21 protein-coding genes and 1 riboswitch are annotated in these 21,351 nt (G+C 65.5%); of the genes, 13 read left to right on the plus strand and 8 right to left on the minus strand.

Features of this window, described 5'->3' with window-relative positions:
• The first annotated feature begins 24 nt into the window (after positions 1-24).
• A complete protein-coding gene (locus MKW15_RS06080) occupies positions 25-312 on the plus strand; it encodes an acyl carrier protein (protein ID WP_240856679.1) in 288 nt (95 codons plus the stop codon).
• Positions 313-475: 163 nt separating this feature from the next.
• Here MKW15_RS06080 and MKW15_RS06085 read toward each other — a convergent pair whose 3' ends face one another.
• Entirely contained in the window at positions 476-1,126 is a 651-nt protein-coding gene (locus tag MKW15_RS06085; protein WP_240856680.1) for a TetR/AcrR family transcriptional regulator, read from the minus strand.
• Between the two features lie 60 nt (positions 1,127-1,186).
• Between MKW15_RS06085 and MKW15_RS06090 the strand changes: the two genes are divergently transcribed.
• The 4 genes from MKW15_RS06090 to MKW15_RS06105 are packed head-to-tail and all read left to right on the plus strand — an operon-like array spanning position 1,187 to position 6,339.
• Positions 1,187-2,530, plus strand: a complete 1,344-nt coding sequence (locus tag MKW15_RS06090) for a GDSL-type esterase/lipase family protein (RefSeq protein WP_240856681.1) — start codon at positions 1,187-1,189, stop codon at positions 2,528-2,530.
• Between the two features lie 10 nt (positions 2,531-2,540).
• Positions 2,541-2,789 carry a hypothetical protein gene (locus tag MKW15_RS06095; RefSeq protein WP_240856682.1) on the plus strand — a complete coding sequence of 83 codons (249 nt, stop codon included), beginning with the start codon at positions 2,541-2,543 and terminating at the stop codon, positions 2,787-2,789.
• 42 nt (positions 2,790-2,831) lie between these two features.
• Positions 2,832-6,101 carry an error-prone DNA polymerase gene (locus tag MKW15_RS06100; RefSeq protein WP_240856683.1) on the plus strand — a complete coding sequence of 1,090 codons (3,270 nt, stop codon included), beginning with the start codon at positions 2,832-2,834 and terminating at the stop codon, positions 6,099-6,101.
• A 10-nt stretch (positions 6,102-6,111) separates the two neighbouring features.
• Entirely contained in the window at positions 6,112-6,339 is a 228-nt protein-coding gene (locus MKW15_RS06105; protein ID WP_240856684.1) for a DUF167 domain-containing protein, read from the plus strand.
• Positions 6,340-6,390: 51 nt separating this feature from the next.
• Here MKW15_RS06105 and MKW15_RS06110 read toward each other — a convergent pair whose 3' ends face one another.
• The 3 genes from MKW15_RS06110 to MKW15_RS06120 form a co-directional block, all read right to left on the minus strand.
• Positions 6,391-6,855, minus strand: coding sequence for a tRNA (cytidine(34)-2'-O)-methyltransferase (locus MKW15_RS06110; RefSeq protein ID WP_240856718.1), 465 nt, complete (start codon positions 6,853-6,855; stop codon positions 6,391-6,393).
• A gap of 342 nt (positions 6,856-7,197) precedes the next feature.
• A complete protein-coding gene (locus MKW15_RS06115; protein WP_240856685.1) occupies positions 7,198-7,398 on the minus strand; it encodes a hypothetical protein in 201 nt (66 codons plus the stop codon).
• A 27-nt stretch (positions 7,399-7,425) separates the two neighbouring features.
• A complete protein-coding gene (locus MKW15_RS06120; RefSeq protein ID WP_374246540.1) occupies positions 7,426-8,376 on the minus strand; it encodes a serine/threonine dehydratase in 951 nt (316 codons plus the stop codon).
• Positions 8,377-8,408: 32 nt separating this feature from the next.
• On the opposite strand from MKW15_RS06120, the gene MKW15_RS06125 reads away from it, so the two are divergent.
• The 3 genes from MKW15_RS06125 to MKW15_RS06135 all read left to right on the plus strand — a co-directional run bounded on the left by MKW15_RS06125 (position 8,409) and on the right by MKW15_RS06135 (position 11,241).
• Positions 8,409-9,281: a bifunctional methylenetetrahydrofolate dehydrogenase/methenyltetrahydrofolate cyclohydrolase gene (locus MKW15_RS06125; RefSeq protein ID WP_240856686.1), complete on the plus strand. Its 873-nt coding sequence runs from the start codon at positions 8,409-8,411 to the stop codon at positions 9,279-9,281.
• The gene (locus MKW15_RS06130; protein WP_240856687.1) at positions 9,278-9,601 is read left to right on the plus strand and encodes a DUF3017 domain-containing protein; all 324 of its coding nucleotides are present in this window, start codon (positions 9,278-9,280) and stop codon (positions 9,599-9,601) included. Before MKW15_RS06125 ends, MKW15_RS06130 begins: the two co-directional genes overlap by 4 nt.
• A gap of 101 nt (positions 9,602-9,702) precedes the next feature.
• Positions 9,703-11,241: an Hsp70 family protein gene (locus tag MKW15_RS06135; RefSeq protein ID WP_240856688.1), complete on the plus strand. Its 1,539-nt coding sequence runs from the start codon at positions 9,703-9,705 to the stop codon at positions 11,239-11,241.
• A gap of 228 nt (positions 11,242-11,469) precedes the next feature.
• Here the strand turns inward: MKW15_RS06135 and metX are convergent, their stop codons facing one another.
• Both metX and MKW15_RS06145 read right to left on the minus strand, forming a co-directional pair.
• Positions 11,470-12,618, minus strand: a complete 1,149-nt coding sequence (gene metX / locus MKW15_RS06140) for a homoserine O-acetyltransferase MetX (protein ID WP_240856689.1) — start codon at positions 12,616-12,618, stop codon at positions 11,470-11,472.
• 23 nt (positions 12,619-12,641) lie between these two features.
• Positions 12,642-13,967: a bifunctional o-acetylhomoserine/o-acetylserine sulfhydrylase gene (locus tag MKW15_RS06145; protein WP_240856690.1), complete on the minus strand. Its 1,326-nt coding sequence runs from the start codon at positions 13,965-13,967 to the stop codon at positions 12,642-12,644.
• Between the two features lie 60 nt (positions 13,968-14,027).
• Positions 14,028-14,149, minus strand: a riboswitch (SAM riboswitch).
• A 250-nt stretch (positions 14,150-14,399) separates the two neighbouring features.
• On the opposite strand from MKW15_RS06145, the gene MKW15_RS06150 reads away from it, so the two are divergent.
• The 3 genes from MKW15_RS06150 to MKW15_RS06160 all read left to right on the plus strand — a co-directional run bounded on the left by MKW15_RS06150 (position 14,400) and on the right by MKW15_RS06160 (position 18,578).
• The gene (locus MKW15_RS06150; RefSeq protein WP_240856691.1) at positions 14,400-16,379 is read left to right on the plus strand and encodes a cutinase family protein; all 1,980 of its coding nucleotides are present in this window, start codon (positions 14,400-14,402) and stop codon (positions 16,377-16,379) included.
• A 29-nt stretch (positions 16,380-16,408) separates the two neighbouring features.
• Positions 16,409-17,224, plus strand: coding sequence for a hypothetical protein (locus tag MKW15_RS06155; protein WP_240856692.1), 816 nt, complete (start codon positions 16,409-16,411; stop codon positions 17,222-17,224).
• 79 nt (positions 17,225-17,303) lie between these two features.
• A complete protein-coding gene (locus MKW15_RS06160) occupies positions 17,304-18,578 on the plus strand; it encodes an MFS transporter (protein ID WP_240856693.1) in 1,275 nt (424 codons plus the stop codon).
• On the opposite strand, the gene bfr is transcribed toward MKW15_RS06160, so the two are convergent.
• Entirely contained in the window at positions 18,536-19,021 is a 486-nt protein-coding gene (gene bfr / locus MKW15_RS06165) for a bacterioferritin (protein WP_240856694.1), read from the minus strand. The genes MKW15_RS06160 and bfr overlap by 43 nt on opposite strands.
• A 103-nt stretch (positions 19,022-19,124) precedes the next feature.
• A complete protein-coding gene (locus tag MKW15_RS06170) occupies positions 19,125-19,304 on the minus strand; it encodes a (2Fe-2S)-binding protein (RefSeq protein ID WP_240856695.1) in 180 nt (59 codons plus the stop codon).
• A gap of 124 nt (positions 19,305-19,428) precedes the next feature.
• Here MKW15_RS06170 and MKW15_RS06175 point away from each other — a divergent pair, with 124 nt between their 5' ends.
• Together MKW15_RS06175 and trpS are read left to right on the plus strand one after the other, a co-directional pair.
• Positions 19,429-20,265 (plus strand): exodeoxyribonuclease III, encoded by an 837-nt coding sequence (locus tag MKW15_RS06175; protein WP_240856696.1) that lies wholly within the window; start codon positions 19,429-19,431, stop codon positions 20,263-20,265.
• A 22-nt stretch (positions 20,266-20,287) separates the two neighbouring features.
• The gene (gene trpS, locus MKW15_RS06180) at positions 20,288-21,322 is read left to right on the plus strand and encodes a tryptophan--tRNA ligase (protein WP_240856697.1); all 1,035 of its coding nucleotides are present in this window, start codon (positions 20,288-20,290) and stop codon (positions 21,320-21,322) included.
• Positions 21,323-21,351 lie beyond the last annotated feature (29 nt).

Raw genomic sequence — 21,351 nt, forward strand, 5'->3', positions numbered from 1 at the left:
CCCGACCTCGCAGGAAGGTACGCCGTGAAACGCAGCCTGGATGACCTGGAGATGCTGGTACGGCACAGCGTCTCGCAGGTGCTCTCCATCCCGCCGAGTGCCTTCGATCCCGCCACGGCGCTCGCCGATTACGGTCTGGATTCGATCGGGATGCTGGACCTGATCGTTCAGCTGGAAGAGGATCTCGGGATCCGGCTGAGGTATCGCGATCGGAACCTACTGCAGACCGTCAATGGGATCGTCGAGCACATCAGGGCGTCTGAGCAGGCCCTCGTCGTGCGATTCGACTCGCTGATTCGGCATCGCCTCTAAGGCGTGTCTCCCTTGCAATCCTAAGTCACTTGACTTATGGATTGGGACGTATCACTATCAAGTGGCGCCGATCACCACGTGGGGGGTGATCGGCCTTCATCACGTCTCACGGGTGGGGTTGATGGGTGAATTGCGCGTCGTGACTCCGAGAACGGCACTGCGTTCAGGTTTCGCTGGTGATGGGTGCCAACCAGATGCCGACGAGCGCGTCGACGAAGATATCCACCTGCTCACGAACCTCCAGTGGGGAACCAGCGGTGTCGTTGAGCGTGCGTTCGACGTCGGCGAGCGAGTGCAGCAGCAGGTGCCGGGTGAACGCGCTCCGTGCGTCGAGCACGTCGGTGGGCATCATCGGCAACACGCGGTACAGGCCGGCCACCGTCTCGGCGAGAGGCTTCGAGTCGACGACACCCGCGTGCAGGACGAGTTCGGAGACAGTCGGGTCGGTCGTCACCTGCACGCAGAAGCGCGCGAAATGGCAGGGCACGCCGAGCGCGTACAGGTACTCGACGTGGGGGGCGACCATGCATCGCAGCCAGTCGCGCAGATCGCTGATGTAGCCGAGCGAAGTGAGTGCGGCGCTGCGATATTCGTCGAGTCGCCGATTGTGCACAGTGAGGATTTCCCGGATCAGCTCCACGTGGCTGCCGAAGTGGATGCCGACCGCATAGTTGTTGCCGAGCCCGGCCTCTTTGCTGATCTGGCGATTCGACACCGCGGAGATGCCGTGCTCGGCGTACAGCCGCTCCGCCGCGCACAGCAGGCGCGCTCGTGTTTCGCCCTGGCCGCCGGCCTCGGTCTGCTCATCCGACACAGGGTTCGATGATGCCTCATTTCGTTCGTCCCACAGTCAAGACCACGAAAGGTGGTTTCGGTGCGTAGAAGTTCTTCGGTTCGGACGCGGTGGCGCGCAGGGGTCGTCGCTGTTGCGGCCGGTGTCGTGGTGGTCGCCTCGGGGCTGGGCCCGGCGCGGGTGTCGACCATCGCGTCGGCGGTGCCCACGTGTGCCGGTACACACTTCGTTGCGTCCTGGGCGATGAGCCCGACCGACTCGGTGACGCCGGTCGACGCGTCGGCCGGACCGGTGCCGATGGTGGTGAGCAATCAGACGTTCCGCATGATCGTGACTCCACACCTCGGCGGCGAGGTGCTGCGGGTGCGATTGACCAACCGTTTCGGGTCGTCGCCGATCACGTTCGGTCGGACGACCGTCGCGACCCAACTCCGCGGTGCGCGCGTGAGCACGCCGGTGGCCGTCCACTTCGGCGGCAAGAACTCGGTGACCGTTCCCGCGGGTGCAGATGTGGTCAGTGACCCCGTGGTATTCAGGGTGCGCGCGTTTGTGCCGCTGGCCGTGAGTATTCACGTACCGGGCACGATGGGCCCGCCGACCAAGCATTGGAACGCCAACGCGACATCGTTCTACACCGGTGCCGGTGCAGGTGATGCGACCGGCCGAACGAGTGCGGCCGGCTACACGTCGACCACCAAGTCGTGGTTCTATGTCAACGCGCTCGATGTGCGAGCTCCGGCGTCAACGAGATCTATTGTGGCCTTTGGGGATTCGATTACCGACGGATTCGTGGGTGCCACCCCGCTGTCGGTGCCCGCCGATCCCAACGCGGCGGACCGGCAGGGGCGCTACCCGGATGGCCTCCAGCGTCGGCTGATCGGGGCGAGCATCCCGATCTCGGTGGTCAACGCGGGCATCGGCAGCAATCGTCTCCTCACGAGTGGCGAACCGCTGCTGCTGGGGTCGCGCGGGTTGTCGAGATTCCGGCGTGACGCTCTCGAACAGAGCGGCGTCGCCGGCGTGCTGCTACTCGAAGGCATCAACGATGTGGGCTTGCCACCGTTCGCGAATGCCGATGGCATGATCGCCGGCTACCGCGACGCGATCGGCCAGGCGCATCGTGCCGGCGTGAAGATCTGGCTGGGCACCATCAAACCCGCCTCGAACGCGCTGGTCGACGGGGTGCTGCTCAATCCGCAGAGTGAACACCATCGGCAGCAGATCAATGCCTGGATCCGTGGGCAGCGATCGGCCGACGGTGTGGTCGACTTCGACGCGGCGACGCGAGATCCGGCGAATCCTTCGGTGCTGCGGAGTGAGTTCGCGAGTCCCGACAACCTGCACCCGAGCCTGGCGGGCTATCGGGCGATGGCCCACGCGGTCGATCTGCCGATGCTCGCCACCGCGTCGTCGCCGCGCTGCTGAAGGAAGTGTCATGGTCACTCCCGAGGTGTCTCGTCCGCCGCTGGTCGACGACATGCTGCGATTCGCGTTGCATTGGCTGCCGTACGGCGGCGGTAGCGCCGGCGACATTCTGGTGGAGTTCGGCATCTCCGAATGCGAGTTCTTCCGTCGCGTGTTGCGTGTGGTGCGCGAATCGGAGCCGCCGCCGGCGTGCAGTGTGGCCACCTGGCGGCAACTGGGACTGTTGTGCGTGGCGAGAATCGGTCGGGAGCACGACTAGGACCCCATCGTCTATCGAAAATATGTTCGATACACTGGTTGGGTGGGCTGGGATCAAGGTCCTCCGACCTGGTCGGAGATGGAACGGGTACTGTCGGGGCGCGCTCGCGGACATGGGCGTCCGGGGGAGGCGTTCGGCCCCGGTGACAACTCCGGCGACGGTAACGACAGTCCGGCGTGGTCGCGCAAACGTGGGAAATACCAGCCCGACCCGGTGGCCCGCATCGCATCGTCGGTGCCGTATGCCGAGTTGCATGCGCACAGTGCCTACAGCTTTCTCGATGGCGCGTCGATGCCGGAGGAGATGGTCACCGAGGCGCAGCGGCTGGATCTGCGTGCCCTGTCCATCACCGACCACGACGGCTTCTACGGACTCGTCCGCTTTGCCGAGGCAGCAAGGGAATTCGGGATGCCGACGGTGTTCGGCTCCGAATTGTCGCTGGAACCCGACGTCGCCCGGACCGGGCACAACGACCCGCCCGGCGAGCATCTGCTGGTGCTCGCCCGCGACAGCGAGGGATACCGCCGATTGTCGAGGACGATCGCGGCCGCGCACATGGTCGCGGGGGAGAAGGGGTTGCTTCGGTACAACCGCGACGCACTGCCCGCTGCGGCCGGTGGTCACTGGCTGATCCTCAGCGGCTGTCGCAAGGGCGCGGTGCGCCGTGCTCTCGACCGGGGCGGTGCGTCGGCGGCCGAGGCTGCGCTAAGCGATCTGGTGCAACGCTTCGGACGCGATGACGTGGCCGTGGAACTGACCGCGGCCGGGCTGCCCGACGACGACGATCGCAACGCGGTGCTCGCCGGCCTCGCGCGGCGGGTCGGGGTGACGACGGTGGCCACCACCGGCGCGCACTTCGCTGGTCCGCGGCGCCGGAAGCTGGCGATGGCCATGGCGGCAGCGCGTGCGCGCACCGACATCGAGACCATCGCCGGCTGGATGCCGGGTGTCGCGGGTGCGCATCTGCGCAGTGGCGACGAGATGGCCCGTCTGCTCCCGGCCCACCGTGACGCCATCGACAATGCGGTCGGGCTGGCCGCCGACTGCGCCTTCGAACTGGGATTGATCGCGCCGGAGCTACCGCCGTTCGACGTCCCGGACGGACACACCGAGATCAGCTGGCTGCGAGAGATGACGATGACCCGGGCTCGTCGCAGATACGGCACCCCGACCGAGCATCCACAGGCGTATCGGCAGATCGAACACGAACTGGCCATCATCGAGACGCTCACCTTTCCCGGCTACTTCCTCGTCGTCGCCGACATCGTCGACTTCTGCAAGGACAACGACATCCTGTGTCAGGGTCGGGGGAGTGCCGCGAACTCTGCCGTCTGTTACGCACTGGGCATCACCAACGTCGATCCGGTGGCCAACAAGTTGCTGTTCGAACGGTTCCTCTCACCGGAGCGCGACGGGCCTCCCGACATCGACGTCGACATCGAGTCCGACCGTCGTGAAGAGGCCATCCAGTATGTGTACCGGCGCTACGGCCGTGATTTCAGCGCCCAGGTGGCCAATGTCATCACCTACCGGGGTAAATCGGCGATCCGGGACATGGCGCGCGCGCTCGGATATGGCACCGGCCAGCAGGATGCGTGGAGCCGGACGCCACAGGATGCCCCCGACGATGTGACGGAACTGGCCGGTGAGATCCTCGGTATGCCAAGGCATCTGGGCATCCATTCCGGTGGCATGGTGATCTGCGACCGTCCGATCGCCGACGTGTGTCCCACCGAGTGGGCTCGGATGGAGAATCGCAGCGTCCTGCAATGGGACAAGGATGATTGCGCCGCGATCGGGCTGGTGAAATTCGATCTGCTCGGACTGGGCATGCTGTCGGCTCTGCACTATGCGATCGATCTGCTCGCCGAACACAAGGGCATCGAGGTCGATCTTGCCAAGCTGGACCTGACCGAACCCGCCGTGTACGAAATGCTTTGTCGCGCAGACTCTGTCGGGGTGTTTCAGGTGGAGTCACGTGCCCAGATGGCCACGCTCCCGCGGCTGCGTCCACGCACCTTCTACGACCTGGTGGTGGAGGTGGCACTCATCCGCCCCGGCCCCATCCAGGGCGGCTCGGTGCACCCATACATCCGGCGGCGCAACGGACTTGAGAAACCCGCCGTCGAGCATCCGTCGATGAACAAGGCGCTCGAGCGCACTCTCGGGGTACCGCTCTTTCAGGAGCAGCTCATGCAGTTGGCGGTCGACGTCGCGGGGTTCGACGCCGCGGGGGCCGACCAGTTGCGTCGGGCGATGGGTTCCAAACGCTCGCCGGAGCGGATGGAACAGCTCCGCAGACGGTTCTACGACGGTATGCGAGAATTACACGGCATCACCGGCGACGTCGCCGACCGCGTCTATGAGAAGATGGCCGCCTTCGCCAATTTCGGCTTCCCGGAGAGTCATTCGCAGAGTTTCGCATCGCTCGTCTTCTATTCGTCGTGGTTCAAGTTGCACCATCCGGCGGCGTTCTGCGCGGCGTTGCTGCGGGCGCAGCCGATGGGGTTCTACTCGCCGCAAACACTGGTCGCCGACGCGCGACGGCACGGCGTGACGGTGCACCGTCCGGACATCAACCTCTCGCTGCCCTACGCGACGCTGGAGAATCAGGGGCTCGAGGTGCGTCTGGGACTCGACGGTGTGCGTGGTGTGGGCACCGAGGTGGCCGAACGCATAGTCGCCGGGCGGACGGCTGGTCCCTACCGCGACATCACCGATGTGTCGCGGCGGGCAGAGCTGACGACGCGGGAGCTCGAAGGGCTGGCCGGTGCAGGTGCTTTCGACGTCTTCGGGGTCAGCAGACGTCAGGCGTTGTGGGAGGCGGGCGCCGCCGCAACGGTGCGCGACGATCAGCTGCCGCTGGCCTCGGCTGCGGCGACGCCCACACTGCCCGGTTTGTCCGATATCGAACTGGCTGCGACCGATGCATGGGCGACCGGGATCACACCGACGTCGTATCCGACCCAGTTCCTACGCCCGCGACTCGCGGCGATGGGAGTGATCGCCGCCGAGAGGCTATTGTCTGTACCGGACGGTTCTCGCGTCGTGGTCGGTGGTGCAGTGACACATCGGCAGCGACCGGCAACCGCTTCGGGTGTCACGTTCATCAATCTCGAGGACGAGACCGGGATGGTCAACGTGGTCTGTTCGGTGGGCCTGTGGGCCAGATATCGTGAGCTGGCGCAGTCCGCGTCGGCGTTACTCGTCCGCGGCAAGGTGCAAAATGCGGAGGGTGCAGTAACTGTGGTTGCAGATCGACTGCAGCGCATGGATCTTCGTGTGGGGACGAGGTCCAGGGATTGGCACTGAAAGGGGAGTTATGCCGCAGCAGGTGGTGGTGACGGTGAAGCCGAACAGCCGCAAGGGGCCGCTGGTGGAGACCGGGCCTGACGGATCGGTCACCATCTACGTCCGCGAACCGGCCCTGGAGGGCCGGGCGAACAAGGCTGTGGCGGAGTTGCTCGCCAAGCACCTCGGCGTACCCAAGACCAAGGTCGCACTGGTGGGCGGCGCAACCGCCCGCACCAAGCGCTTCCGTGTTGGCTGAGTGTCAATCACGCTCTCGATCAACAGAATTCACTCTGGGGTTGCCCGGAGTTCAGATCGCTCCGCGAAAGCCGTGCTGACGCCAGGCCTCGTATATCGCGATGCTCGCCGCGTTGGCGAGGTTGTGGGAGCGGCGTCCGGCCAGCATGGGGATCCGCACGCGATCGGTGATCTCCGGCTCGGCGAGGACCTCGTCGGGTAGGCCGGTGGGTTCGGGGCCGAACAGCAGGACGTCGCCGGGTGCGTAGTCGACATCGGTGTGGAAGCGTTCGGCATGTGCGGTGAAGGCGAACACGCGTTCCGGCTTCAGTGTGGTCCACGCCGTGATCAGATTGGGATGCACTGTCACCGTGGCCATCTCGTGATAGTCGAGCCCGGCCCGCTTGACCTGGGCGTCGGTCATCGTGAATCCGAGCGGCTCGATCAGATGCAGCTCGCACCCGGTGTTGGCGGCCAACCGGATGGCATTGCCCGTGTTCGGCGGGATGCACGGCTGATAGAACATGATGCGGAACAAGCGGGCCATCCTTTGTGTCGAGCGTGTACCGGTGAATCTACGTCTCTCCGCCGGCCGAGATGCGCGGAGCCCTCCTCCCGCTGGCTGAGCCTGGATAAATCTGGGCCCAAAACTTCCGCTGCCTGAGGTGCGACGAGCGCTAGCGAGGAGCCTCGAAGGCCTGGTGACCGTCGCTATCTGGCCGCCCAATTAACCTGTCTCACCACGACCCCTCGAGGCTCGCAAGCTCGCACCTCAGGGAGCGGTAGGAGCCCGCACCGGTAGTGGCTGTCATGCCGAGTGGCCCCGCCGAAGGTTCGACGGGGCCACACGAAGGAGAGAGATGCGGGTGTCAGAAGAGCGTCACTGCCAGGTCCAGATCCACCGGCGGTTGCGCGAATCGTAGCGGCGCACACGGCGACGACGACGGTTCGGCTGCTGGGGCTGACGGTTGTTGTTCTTCGGCTGGGGAGTCGGCATTGACTGGCCTTTCTCGTTGGGGAGTTCCTCGATCGGGAACTCGCTGACACCAACGACTTTGCGCTCTGAAGCTGCCAAGGCCATCGACGCATTCTGGGAGGTCGCTGAGCGTTAGGGGCCAAGCGTGGTGTTCGCCCCGCACAGCACGACACACAGCGTCGAATCCGCTTGTGGCCGAACCTGTCCGGTCATGATCGCGGCGACCGACGAGGCCGTGCCGTGTTCGACGAGGATGCGGTGGTCGCGCCACAGTTGCGCACGTGCGGCGATGATGTCGTCGTCGGTGACGATGACGCTGGACACCTGCCGGTTGCCGGACACCAGATCCCAGCAGATGTCGCCCACCTCGGTGGCGCCGAGGGAATCGGCGGCGACGCTGTCGAGTTCCGTCGGTACCGGCACTCCCGCAGCGAGTGCCTGATGCAGGCACGACGCCCCGACCGGCTCGACCCCGATCACCCGGTCGCCGGGCCGTAGGGCTGCTGTCAGACCCGCGAGCAGCCCGCCGCCGCCGACGCAGGCGACGGTGGTGACCGGACCGTCGAGGTCGTCGGCGATCTCGAGTTCGATGGTGCCGGCACCGGCGACGATGTCGGGAAGGTCGTAGGCATGGAGTCTGAGTGCGCCGCGATCGTCTGCCATCGCGTGCGCGGCCTCGGCGGCCTGCGCATACCGATCGCCGACGAGGTGCACGTCCGCGCCGAGAGCACGCAGCGTGTCGACCTTGACCTGCGGAGCGGTGACGGGCACGACGACCGTGCACGACGCGCCGACCAGCCGCGCTGCCCAGGCCGCCCCGATCGCGGCGTTGCCACCCGAGGCGACCACCACACCGGCCGACGACAGCAAGCCCGATTCGCGGGCAGCGAGAACGGCGTTGAGACTCCCGCGAGCCTTGAAGGATCCGCCGAGCTGCAGATACTCGAGCTTGAACGCCACCTCGACCGAGCCGTTGACGGTCTCCATCGGCGCTCGGAGAATCGGTGTCCGACGCAGCCGGCCCTCGATCCGCAACCGAGCCGCCATCACTGCTCCGAGGTTGACTGCCACCCGTCCGACCATAGTGCTTCGCTCGGGGTGGAAGAATGTCCGGCGTGACTGCGATACGACTCGATGGCAAGACCACCCGCGACGAGATCTTTGCCGATCTGTCCGAACGGGTCGACAAGCTGCGGGCCGCAGGCGTGTTCCCCGGGCTGGGGACGGTCCTGGTCGGCAATGATCCCGGGTCACAGTCGTACGTGAAGGGCAAGCACGCCGACTGCGCGCGGATCGGCGTCGAATCGATCCGCAAGGACCTGCCGGAGGATGCCACCACCGACGAGCTCAACGCGGCGATCGACGAGCTCAACGCCGATCCCACGTGCACCGGATACATCGTGCAGCTGCCACTGCCGCGTCATCTCGATGAGAACGCCGCCCTCGAGCGCATCGATCCCGAGAAGGACGCCGACGGCCTGCACCCCATCAATCTGGGCCGCCTGGTTCTCGGTAAGGAGTCGACGCTGCCGTGCACTCCGCGTGGCGTGATCCACCTGCTGCGCCGCTACGACATCCCGATCGCCGGCGCACGCGTGACGGTCGTCGGCCGCGGAGTGACCATCGGTCGGCCGATCGGTCTGCTACTGACCCGGCGCAGTGAGAATGCGACGGTGACGCTCTGCCATACGGGAACCCGCGACCTGGCCGCCGAGGTGTCGCGGGCCGACATCGTGATCGCCGCGGCAGGTGTCGGCCACCTCATCACCGCCGACATGGTCAAACCGGGTGCCGCAGTGATCGACGTGGGCGTCAGCCGCACCGACGCCGGCCTGGTGGGTGACGTCCACCCCGACGTCTGGGAGGTCGCCGGATTCGTCTCCCCGAATCCCGGTGGCGTGGGACCGCTGACCCGCGCATTCCTCCTCGTCAACGTCGTGGAACGGGCCGAGGCGATCCTCGCCGGGCAGGGGACAGGCCGGCGATGAGCGCCCGGACGGACCCCCGCGTCGAGCAGCTACGGCATGCGCGGCGGATTCGTTCGTATCTCATCCAGATTCCGTACCTGCTCGTCATGGCAGGCGTGGTTGCTGCGGCATTGCTCGTCCTGTTCGACCGCTGGCGGCGAGGGTCTTTTGTCTTCGGCGCAGCATTGCTGGTCGGTGCCGTACTGCGGGCTCTTATCCCGTCGTCGCGGGCCGGATTGCTGCAGGTTCGCGGTAAACCTTTCGACGTCGTGGCCATGGCAAGTGTGGGCGGTCTCATGCTCTGGCTGGCCACGTCGATCGACTCGTTGGGCACGAATTGATTACAATAGATACCTGAGCGTGACCTTGGGGTGTGTTCCGGTCGCGCGACCAGGCATTATCCGCGTGCTGTCGCCGAGTTCGACGACCGACAGGATCCGCGGTGAGCGCAACCGACCACCAGGGGAGCAGTATCACTTCGCCAACGAGCCGAGACCCGGACTTGATCGGCGCATCGACGTCGATGGGCGTCTCTGCGGGTAGTGGCATGATTCACGTCGTCCTGGTCACGCACGACGACGTGGGTCGCAGCGAGGTCGAGTCACGAGTCATCGACGTCGACGAGAGCGACGGCCTCGACACCGCCGGCCGCGTGAACGCCGGCGTCGATCTGATGCTCGCCGCGGCGCGCGACGCGGAACTGCGGGTGGGCCCGATCGGTGTGACCGCCCGGACAGGCAGCCAACGACGCCGCCTGCGCTCACGTGGCAGCGGAAAGCGTCGACAGGTTCGCTTGGTTCCCGAAGAGGAGTCGACGGTGGCCTATCTGTCCGAAACCGGGCAGATCGACCGTTTCGGCTCGGTGGTGGTGGTCGACGCCGGGGACACCGGGATGTCCATGTACACCGTCGACCCTCACAACGGCCGCGTGTCGGGCCTGTCGCGCTCCGAGGTGATGAGCGGTCGGAAACTCGACCGGGCGCTCGCCGACGCGGTGTCTGATGGCGCTGCGGGGACCGAGGTGCCGCGCGGTCGGGTCGGCCGGAGTGCGCTGTTGAGCGCGTGCCGCACGGCCAAAGAGGAAATCGTTTACGGCTCAGCCGAACCCGGGGCGTCGTCGGTGACACTTGCCGACGGCTCAGGGCGACTGTCGTTGTCGGCGTCGACGGTGGAACGTACTGCCACGCCCATGGTCGACAAGGCGCGAAAGGTGTTGGGCAAATACATCTCCGACGCAGCCTTGAACGGGGGCGCGCCCGAGGCGGTCGTCCTCGTCGGTGGTCTGGCGAACCTGCCGGTCATCAAGGGGATGGCCGACGACTCCGGCCTCGAGGTCATCCGGCCGGCGTCGCCAGAGCTGGCCTCGGCGACGGGCGCCGCGCTCCTCGCGCAATACAACCGGGTCGGCGTCGCTCGGCTGGCGTTCATCGGCGGTCGCCGAGATCGCGAATGGCTGTCCACCACACCACTTGCCGTGGCAGGCGCGATTCTCGCAGCTGCCATGATGACGATCTACGCGGTGAGTTCGTCGCTCACCGGAAACAATGTGCCCGAGCCGACGCCGCTACCCGCGACGTCCTCGGTCGTCAGCCGACCCGTGGGGACCTCGATGCCGGCGACCACCGAGCGCACACTGACCACGACCACCACCCTGCCGACGACGTTCGTGCCGGTGCCCCCGCCGACCTACACCCAACCCGGGGTGACCGACCCGCCGGGCTGGGCTACCACCGAGCTGACGCAGGCCACCACACAGTCGACCACCACGCGCACGTTGTCGCCGTTCCCGTTGCCCTCGTTGCCATTTCCGCCGAACAGTACCCCGCCGACCATACCGCCGGGCCTGCTCCCGCCGGGGATTCTGCCCCAGACGACCAAGACGCCGCCCCCTCCGCCGGTGTCGCCGCTGCGTCAGGCGCCGAGTCGATCGGCGACGCCTCCTACCGGGCCGACCACACCGAGTACCACTCCCGCGCGCTGAGTTTCCCTTCCGCCGGCTATGTACGAGCGTCGAGGCCGCCCGCCGCCGCTGCTGGCGCTTTCTATCGCTGCCTGAGGTGCGACGAGCGCTAGCGAGGACCTCGAAGGCCTGGTGACCGTCGCTCCTTGGTCGTCGAAGCGCTCTGTCTCACTTGCCCTTCGAGGCTCTCGGCTAGCGCCTCGAGCACCTCAGGGAGCGGAAGGGCCCCTCACCTCTCAGGCGGTCGGCTCAGATGCGCGCGAGGTTCACCGTCTGCTTGAGCAGGTCGCTGATAGCGTCGAACTCGGTGAGGAAGCCGTCGTGCCCCTTGTCGGAGCGGAGGACCTGCAGCCCGCCGACGCAGTTGCCGAGTTCCTCGGCGAGTTCGACCTGTAACCGCAACGGGTACAGGCGATCTGAGTCGATGCCGCCGACAATGGTCGGCACCTGACACGAGTTGAGCGCTGCCGTGACGCCACCGCGTCCGCGTCCGACGTCGTGGTGGTTGAGTACTTCGCTGAGGACGACGTAGCTGCCCGGATCGAATCGTTCCTTGAGCTTCTCGGCTTGGTGCTCGAGATAGCTCTGCATCGCGTAACGTCCACCCTCCAATGGGTTTTCGTCGCCCTGAGGTGCATTCGCGAACCGCTCGTCGAGTTCCACCTCGCTGCGGTAGGTGAGATGTGCGATGCGCCGCGCGATACCCATGCCGGTCAACGGCTGTGCACCGGTGGCGTGGTAGTCACCGCCCTGCCAGTTCGGGTCGGCCTTGATGGCGGCGATTTGTGTTGTCTGCGTGCCGATCTGGTCGGCGGTGGCTCGTGCACCGACGGCGAGCACCAGTGCGCTGCGCACTCTGTCGGGGTATTCGATTGCCCACTCGAGAGCCCGCGCACCTCCCATCGAACCGCCGAGAACCGCTCCGACGCTGCGGATTCCGAGTCGGTCCATGAGTGCGACCTCGGCCCTGACCTGGTCGAGCACGCTGATCTGGGGGAAGCGCGAACCCCACGGAACCCCGTCGGCGTCGAGCGATGCGGGACCGGTGGATCCACGGCAGCCGCCGAGGACGTTGGCCGAGATCACGCACCACTCGTCGGTGTCGATGGCGCAGCCGGGGCCGATCAGTCCGTCCCACCATCCGGGGGAGGCGTGATGTGCGTCGGCCGGGCCGGTGACATGCGAATCACCGGTCAGTGCATGCAAAGTGAGGATGACGTTGTCGCGCGACGGCGACAACGTCCCCCAGCGTTGGAACGCCAGGGTGACGTTGTCGATCTGCTCGCCGCTGTCCAGCGGTATCGACCCGACCGGGACACTGATCAGCTGCCCGTCTGGGGCGTTCTCCCAGTCGGGCTGATCGGCTTGTTCCGTCCGCCGGTCGATGCTCACCGACACCGCTGTCACACTCCTGTCTGTCGTTACTTCGCTGCCGCGAATCCGGTTTCGAGGTCGGCGAGGATGTCGTCGATACCCTCGATGCCGACCGCGAGCCGCACGAGGCCCGGGGTGACGCCGGCGGCCAGTTGTTCGTCGGGGACGAGTTGGCTGTGCGTCGTCGACGCCGGATGGATGACCAGCGAACGCACGTCGCCGATGTTGGCGACGTGGCTGTGCAATGTCAGCGCGTCGACGAACTTCTTGCCCGCGTCGACGCCGCCGGCGATCTCGAAGCCGATGATCGCGCCCTGGCCCTTGGGGAGCAGCTTCTGGCCGCGCTCGTACCAGGCCGAGCTGGTCAGGCCGGCGTAGGCGACCGACTCGACCTGCGCGTGGTCGTTGAGGAACTCCGCCACGCGCTGGGCGTTGGCCACGTGCCGCTCGATGCGCAGGCTCAGCGTCTCGAGTCCCTGCGCGAGCAGGAAGGCGTTGAACGGCGAGATGGCCGCACCGGTGTCACGCAACCACTGCACGCGTGCCTTGAGTGCGTAGGCGGGCGCGCCCAGGTCGGCGAACACGGCGCCGTGGTAGCTGGGGTCGGGGGTGGTGAAGCCGGGGAACAGGTCCTGACCGTCGCGCTGCACGCGCCAGTCGAAGGTGCCGCCGTCGACGATCACGCCACCGATCGCGGTGCCGTGGCCGCCGATGTACTTGGTGGCCGAGTGCACCACGATGTCGGCGCCGTGGGCGAGCGGGTTCAGCAGGTACGGCGTGGCAACGGTGTTGTCGACGATGAGGGGCAGTCCGTTGCGGTGGGCGACCTCGGAAATACCTTCGACGTCGAGGATTTCGTTGTTCGGGTTGGAGATGGTCTCACCGAACAGTGCGCGGGTGTTGTCGCGGATGGCGGCCTGCCACGAGTCGAGATCCTCGGGATCGTCGACGAAGCTCACCTCGATGCCCAGCTTGGGCAGGGTGTAGTGGAAGAGGTTGTAGGTGCCGCCGTACAGACGCGGGCTCGACACCACGTGTCCGCCGGTCTCCACGATGTTGAGGATCGCGTAGGTCTCGGCGGCCTGACCCGACGCCAGCAGCAGAGCTGCGACGCCACCCTCGAGAGCGGCAATCCGCTGCTCGACGGCATCCTGCGTCGGATTCATGATGCGCGTGTAGATGTTGCCGGGTTCGGCGAGGCCGAAGAGGTTGGCGGCGTGGGTGGTGTCGTTGAACGTGTAAGACGTGGTCTGGTAGATCGGCAGTGCGCGTGCGTTGGTCGCCGGGTCGGGACCCTGGCCGGCGTGGATCTGCTTGGTCTCGAAGCTCCAGTTGTCCGCTGGATTCTGGCCGTCGTTGGCTACGTCAGACATGGGGGAATGATCTCTTTCTACGGTCGGCAGGGAATTGACCCTGTTGGGGTCCGACCTTCGGACCCGCGCTTGCCGGGGAGTCGCTTTCGCGGTCCCACAACCCGGTCATCACCCGGAGCACCCCACCGCGGTTGGAGGGTTGCCGATCAGCGAGCCGGGGCTTGGCGCTGATGCTCATGACCTGGCGTCAAGGATATAACACGCGGATCTGTCCGAGAGAACCCTCCTGCTCGGGGTGGGTTGAACCTTGGAGGGCTGTAGTCCGACCGGGTGAACAGTGTGAATCTGCATCCCAAAAGCCCAGTTCGAGATCGTTAGCTTTGCTACTTATATTTCCTGTTTCGCGATCGCGGATCTAATATCTTCTCAGCCCCGGGTATCGGCAGACAGCCCCCAGTCTTTCGTCCCGGGTTGGACGAAAGACTGAAACTAATGTCTGATCGGCCCGTCGCCGCCGCCGGATCCCCCTCATCCAACTTCTCTGTCTCGCACCGATCGGCCGTCGTGCTGGTTGCGCTCGTATCCGCGCTTGCGGTGGTGATTGCGTACTGCTTGCCGGGCGGTGTCGCGTATGCAGAGGAAACGACCAAGAATGGCTACGACTGCAGCAAGGCTGGCGCAGTGGTTGTTGTTGGCGGGACGAATGATCCCGATGCGAAGGGGCTCGTCGGGGTCACGCAGCGATACACCGGCGTCGGCCCTGACGGTAAGCCGGACACTGCGGATGACGACACGCGATACAAAGGCGTCGACGACGAAGGCAATCCCAAAGACTACGAGATAATTTATGCGGACTACCCGACGACGCTGTGGCCGCTTGGCGCCGCTGGCTACGACGACAGTGTGAGTCAGGGTGAAGCGGCGACCAGGTCTGCGGTCGCGAGCTATCAGAGTTCGTGTGGTTCGGGCAAACCTGTGGTCGTGACGGGCTACTCGCAAGGTGCTCGTGTCGCGGGAGACGTGTTGTCTCAGATTGGCCAAGCCGACGCGAACAATAAGAAGGTTCAGGGCGTCCTCGTCGACAAAGATGGCAATTACATCAATGAGGCCGGCGAGCGAGTAGCTGAGCCCGTGTATGTCGACATCGAAGCGGATCAGATTTCGGGTGAGTTGTATTCCGATCCCCGGCAAGCGGGCAACAAAGAGGGTCGGGGTATCGAGCTGTCGTTGATCGGCGTCATCCCCGGTCTCACGATGCAAGGCTCGCGCGGCACCGACGATGAGGATTCGGGCTTCGGGACGCTCGACGGGCGAGTCACGTCGGTCTGCGTCGACGGTGATCCGATCTGCGACCTGCCCGATCCGCTGTATGACCCCATCGGCGCGATCGACGGCCTGCTTGGCTACTTCACCAAGCATGGGCTGTACCCGTACCAGATGTTCCGAGACCCGGACCTTGGGGAAAACGGTGTCTGGACGTCAGGGCGCACAGTTGTCTGCGAAGACCACATCTGCCGAGTCTCCGCCAACTCTGCGTTGGTCGAACTGCTCCAGCAGGGCGCAGACGCTATCGGGCTGAGCGCGCTCACCGTCCCCGATTTCCTGAAGGGCCGTCCGACCCTCGACATCCCGTTCGGTCTGGAACTCGCGCACTTCGGTGATCTCACTCGACTCGTGGGCGGCCTACTGCCGCCACTGCCGAAGCTTGGCTACGGTGCGTACTTGCCCAGCCTGTTCGTCGTCACCGACATCATCGACGGCATCGTGGGTCTGCAGCCTGCGCTGATCAAGCGTGGCGTCGAAGAGTTCGCGAAGAGCGTGGTGAGCATCGCGCTATATCCCGTGAACGTCGTCCGCTACTGGTCGGGGCTCGACATCGTCGCGCCGACGCCGTATATCGAGCCGCCAAATCACACTGCGAACACACTGCAGGTGACTAACGCGGTCAACGCCTTGTACAGCCTGGCTGACACATCCGGAGAGCCAGTGGACGATGAAGCTGCCGACGAGGGGCAGCAGGTGACTGCGCTTCGCCAAACAACGCCTGACGAGTCTGTCGTGCCCCCTGCCGGCGATGACACTGGCAACCCGCCGAATGGCGACGACGAGGGCGCAAAGAAGAACGATCCTGTTGTTCCGCAATCGAACCAGCCGGTGGTCAATCCCACTCCCGGCCCCGAAGGCAACGGTGAGGGCGACCCAGGCGCCCCGGACCCCGAGAACCAGAACCCTGGCACGCCAGGACCCGGCAATGAGAACGCCGGTAACCCGGGCGGGCAGACACCTCCCGCTGGCGAGGGCGGCGAGCCGGACGGCGAGGCGGGTGCCGATCCCGATCAGAACGTCACCGACAACGATGGCGGCGACAAGAAGGACGGCGAGAAGAAGGACGGCGAGAAGAAGAACGACGGCAACACACCGTCCGGCAACGGCAACGCGCCTTCTGGCGGCGACGACTCAGACGACAGCTGAGAAGTAGAAACACAAGGTCGGAGGACCGCATGACAACCAGATCAGCAACGATCGTCGTGCTGTTGACAGCAATGCTCGCCGCTCTGCTCACGACTGCGTCGGCTCAGGCTCGTCCGAGCGACGCGTGCGCCGGGAAGGGGCTCGTCGTCGTGGTCAACGGCACCAACGACGACCCGCCGCCCGACACGACGCCCGCGGTGGCGCGCTATCAGCGCATGGGATATCGCGCTCACACGTTGGTCTATCCGGCGACCATCTGGCCGCTGGGGGCGTCGTCCTACGACGACAACGTGCGGCTGGCCGTGCCGCGTCTGGCCCGGTTGCTCGATTGGTGGGTGCGCGCCTGCCCTTCCAAACCTCTTGCGCTGGTGGCTTTCTCGCAGGGATCGCGCATCGTCGGCGATGTGGTTTCTGCTGCCGGTAACGCACGTCCGATCCAGACGCCGAAGGGTCCGGTGACACTCAGGCTCCCGGCCGACAAACTGCGCGTCGAACTGTACGCAGACCCCCGCCGTGACCCGGTTCCCGGTGTGAAGGGTGCCGGCGTGGAGACCCTGTTCCCGAACACGACGGTGTACAACGGCCTCACCATGACCGGTTCTCGTCCCGGCGGGTTTGGGCGACTCACAAGCCGCGTAGTCGAAGTCTGCATCGTCGGAGACCCCATCTGTGACTCGGTGCGTCCACCAGACAACGCGCTGATCCCGACGCTCGTGCTGAGTGTGTTCCGATTCAGCCTGCGTCACACCCGCTACGGACCCGACGCCGACCAGCCGATGGCCAGCGACCCATGGAGGCACGCCACCAACGGCACCTGGATGGCTCCACCGCCCAGAATCGGCTGACGAGCGCACGGTCAACGTGTGAAGGAATTCACGCGTGGTCGGGGAATCGTGCGGGCTGTGCGCGTCGTTGGCTTGGAGCATGTCTCAGATCGCCCCCGGTCAGCAAACCCTCGATCAGCGCTCGCAGAGCCCGGTAGCAGCCGACACCTCGTCGACCGTGCGTCGGTGGGCGATCATCGCGCTCGCGCTGGGTGGCTTCGGGATCGGCACCACCGAGTTCGTGGCCATGGGGCTGCTGCCCAACATCGCCGAGTCGCTCGAGGTCAGCGAACCCACCGCCGGCTACGTCATCTCCGCCTACGCGCTCGGCGTCGTCGTGGGTGCGCCTCTGATCGCGGCACTGACCGCACGCATGTCGCGTCGCACGCTGCTGATCGCCCTGATGACCGCCTTCACCGTCGGAAACCTGGCGACCGTGTTGGCACCCAGCTACGGCCTACTGATCGTCGCCCGATTCGTGGCGGGACTACCGCACGGCGCCTACTTCGGAGTCGCCGCGCTCGTCGCTGCACACCTTGCCGGCCCCCGACACCGCGCCAAGGCGGTCGGGCAGGTGATGCTCGGACTCTCGGTCGCCAACGTCCTCGGCGTTCCCGCTGCGACGTGGCTGGGCGAGACCTTCGGGTGGCGTAGTGCTTTCGCCATCGTGGTGGTGATCGGGCTAGCCACGATCGCGGCGTTGGTCCGCAGCCTGCCGTCGTTGAGCGACATGCGGGTCACCAATCCGATGACCGAACTCGGCGCCCTGTGTCGCGCGCAGGTGTGGTTCACGCTGGCGATCGGCATCGTCGGATTCGGCGGCATGTTCGCCTTCTACAGCTATCTCAACTCCACGCTGACCACGTTGACCGGGCTGTCGGTGTCGCTCGTGCCGCTCGCGTTGATGCTGTTCGGCATCGGCATGATCGTCGGCAACGTCCTCGGTGGCGCCGCCGCCGACCGTAACGTCACCCTCAGCATTCTCGGTGGTCTGATCATGACCGCGGTCGCGCTCGGACTGTTCGCGGCGTTGGCCCAGAATCCTTGGGCTGCACTCATATTGACCTTCGTCGTCGGTGTGTCCGCAACCGCGATGATCCCGGCGCTGCAGACGCGCCTGATGGACGTCGCCGACGACGCGCAGACTCTCGCAGCCGCACTGAATCACTCGGCGCTCAACATCGCCAACGCGGCGGGCGCCTTCCTCGGCGGAGTGGTGATCGGGGCAGGCTACGGCTACCGCGCGCCGTCGGTGCTCGGCGTGTTCCTCGCGATCGCGGGGATGCTCGTGCTGGGTCTGGCGCTGCTACAAGCGCGCTTCTCGAGTGGCCGTCAGCCGACAGTCGGCGGGGTCGCGACCGACTTGGAGATGTAGAGCGGCTCACCGAGACGCTCGAGCAGTTCGAGTTGGGTCTCCAAGTAGTCGATGTGATGTTCCTCGTCCTTGAGGATCTCCTCGAACAGCTTGGCGCTGGTGATGTCGCCCTTGTCGCGGCACATCTTGATGCCCGGCTTGAGCCTCTCGACCACCTCGATCTCGATCGCGAGGTCCGACTCGAACTGTTCCTTGAGTGTCTGGCCGATCCGCAGCGGAAGCAGCTTCTGGTAGTTCGGCAGCCCCTCCAGGAAGAGGATGCGGTCGGTCAGGATCTCGGCGTGCGTCATCTCCTCGATGGATTCGGCACGTGTCGTCGACGCCAGTTCGGTCAGGCCCCAGTTGGCCTGCATCTTGGCGTGCAAGAAGTACTGGTTGATAGCAGTCAGTTCGCTGGTGAGTTGCTCGTTGAGCAACGCAATGACCTCGTCATCGCCACGCATGGCAGCCTCCGTTCGCCCAGGGGTGTGGAACGAACGTAACACGCCAAAATCCCTCACGCCGCTGATCGCGTGAAGGTGTGAAATCCGTTGTGCCGTATTGAGGTTAGGCTGCGCTGGTTGTGGACATCCTTTCGCCGAGAATCGCGTTCAGCTTGTCGATGCAAGTGCCGCATCCTTCGCCTGCTCCGCATCGCTCGCCGATCGCGTCGGCTGTGATGGCGCCGTCATCGACGTGCTGATGAACCTCGTCGACGGTGACTGCGCGGCAAATGCAAACGAACATGGGAACTCACTTCGGGGCTGGGTTAGGAAAGGGTTGCATAATTTCTGGCTTTCCACAAGGGTTGCCTTACCTATTGCAGTCCTGACCGGCGTCCTGTCGGTGGCCACCCGTAGGCTCGGTCACCGTGTCGATCACGATTTCCACCGTCAATGTCAACGGCATCCGCGCCGCGATGAAACAGCGGTCGGAGGCCAATCGCGGCCTGTCCGCGTGGCTTGCCGAGACCGAGTCCGATGTCGTCCTGCTGCAGGAGATCCGTGCGTCCGAGGATCAGGCGCTCGATGTGCTGGCGCCGATGCTCGAGCAGGGCTGGCAGCTCGTCATGACTGAGTCGGTGGTGAAGGGCCACGCCGGTGTCGGGGTGCTCACACGCGGCGCGCCGGCCGCCGTCCGGGTCGGGTTCGGCAGCGACGAATTCGACGCGACAGGCCGCTACCTCGAAGTCGACCTCGACACCCCCATCGGACCTCTCACGGCGGCGAGTCTGTACCTTCCCAAGGGCGCCGCACTGACGTCGGACCCCAAGGACATCGCCAAGCACGACGAGAAGGTCCGCTTCATGACGGATTTCGCCGATCATCTGGGCCGGCTGGTGCGTCGCCGACGCCACGTCGTGGTCGGCGGCGACTGGAACATCGCCCATGCCGAGGCAGACATCAAGAACTGGAAGGGCAACCTCAAGAACCCGGGTTTCCTTCCGCACGAACGGGAATGGGTCGGCAATCTACTCGCCGCCGGCTGGCATGACGTGATGCGCGAGCTGTATCCCGACGACGCCGGCCCGTACTCGTGGTGGTCGTGGCGGGGCAAGGCGTTCGACAACGACTCCGGGTGGCGCATCGACTACCCGCTGGCCAACAAGTCCTTGGCGTCGCGGGCCGTGAAGGGTGCGGTGGACCGTGCCGCCGCCTACGACCTGCGGTGGTCCGACCATGCACCGGTCACCGTGAAATTCGAGTGACACCGTCTGAGAGACTGGACCCATGACCAGCGATTCCGTTGATTCGACGCCGCGGCGCCGGGTGCTCTCCGGCATTCAGCCGACCAGTGATTCCTTCCATCTGGGGAATTACCTGGGCGCGGTGAAGCAGTGGGTCGAGTTGCAGGAGGAGTTCGACGCCTTCTACTTCATCCCGGACATGCACGCGATCACCGTTCCGCAGGACCCCGCGCAGCTGCGGGAACGGACTCGCGTCAGCGTCGCACAGCTCTTGGCGGTCGGCGTCGATCCGGGCAGGGCGACGATCTACGTGCAATCCCACGTACCGGAGATCGCACAACTCACCTGGGTCCTGTCGTGCATCACCGGGTTCGGTGAGGCCAGCCGGATGACGCAGTTCAAGGACAAGTCCGCCAAGCAGGGAACCGAAGCTGCCGGCGTCGGCCTGTTCACGTACCCGATCCTGCAGGCGGCCGACATCCTGGCATTCCAGGTCGATCAGGTGCCGGTCGGTGAGGATCAGCGCCAGCACCTCGAGCTCACCCGCGATCTGGCACAACGTTTCAACAAGCGATTCGGCAAGGCTTTCCGCGTACCCGAGGTCTCCATCGTCAAAGAGTTCGCCAAGATCTACGACCTGCAGAACCCGACGGCCAAGATGAGCAAGTCCGCCGACACCGACAAGGGCTTGATCAAACTTCTGGACGATCCGAAGGCATCGGCCAAGAAGATTCGCTCGGCCGTGACCGACACCGGGTCGGAGGTGACGTTTGATCCTCAGGAGAAGCCGGGCGTCAGCAACCTGCTCACCATCCAATCGGCATTGTCGGGCGTCGGCGTCGACGACCTCGTCGCAAAGTACGAGGGCAAGCGTTACGGCGATCTCAAGGTCGACACCGCCGAGGTGCTCGCCGAGTTCGTCACCCCGCTGCGTGGCCGGGTGTCGGAGATCCTGGCCGACGAGACCTACCTCGACGGCATCCTCGCGCAGGGCGCTGCCCGTGCGCGTGAAGTGGCTTCCCGGACGCTGGCCGACGTGTATGACAAAGTGGGGTTCCTGGCCCCGAACGCGCGGTGAGCATCTAGCAGGCGGTGACCGCCGCGGGT

The sequence above is a fragment of the Gordonia gummivorans genome, from assembly GCF_022513585.1.
Classification (GTDB): Bacteria; Actinomycetota; Actinomycetes; order Mycobacteriales; family Mycobacteriaceae; genus Gordonia.

Coding starts and splice junctions, on each gene's coding strand:
- MKW15_RS06115 (WP_240856685.1), bottom strand. CDS start 7,398: ATGGCCTTGGCAGCTTCAGAGCGCAAAGTCGTTGGTGTCAGCGAGTTC.
- MKW15_RS06095 (WP_240856682.1), top strand. CDS start 2,541: ATGGTCACTCCCGAGGTGTCTCGTCCGCCGCTGGTCGACGACATGCTG.
- MKW15_RS06120 (WP_374246540.1), bottom strand. CDS start 8,376: ATGGTCGGACGGGTGGCAGTCAACCTCGGAGCAGTGATGGCGGCTCGG.
- bfr (WP_240856694.1), bottom strand. CDS start 19,021: ATGCGTGGCGATGACGAGGTCATTGCGTTGCTCAACGAGCAACTCACC.
- MKW15_RS06130 (WP_240856687.1), top strand. CDS start 9,278: ATGAGCGCCCGGACGGACCCCCGCGTCGAGCAGCTACGGCATGCGCGG.
- MKW15_RS06155 (WP_240856692.1), top strand. CDS start 16,409: ATGACAACCAGATCAGCAACGATCGTCGTGCTGTTGACAGCAATGCTC.
- MKW15_RS06160 (WP_240856693.1), top strand. CDS start 17,304: ATGTCTCAGATCGCCCCCGGTCAGCAAACCCTCGATCAGCGCTCGCAG.
- MKW15_RS06150 (WP_240856691.1), top strand. CDS start 14,400: ATGTCTGATCGGCCCGTCGCCGCCGCCGGATCCCCCTCATCCAACTTC.
- MKW15_RS06145 (WP_240856690.1), bottom strand. CDS start 13,967: ATGTCTGACGTAGCCAACGACGGCCAGAATCCAGCGGACAACTGGAGC.
- trpS (WP_240856697.1), top strand. CDS start 20,288: ATGACCAGCGATTCCGTTGATTCGACGCCGCGGCGCCGGGTGCTCTCC.
- MKW15_RS06170 (WP_240856695.1), bottom strand. CDS start 19,304: ATGTTCGTTTGCATTTGCCGCGCAGTCACCGTCGACGAGGTTCATCAG.
- MKW15_RS06105 (WP_240856684.1), top strand. CDS start 6,112: ATGCCGCAGCAGGTGGTGGTGACGGTGAAGCCGAACAGCCGCAAGGGG.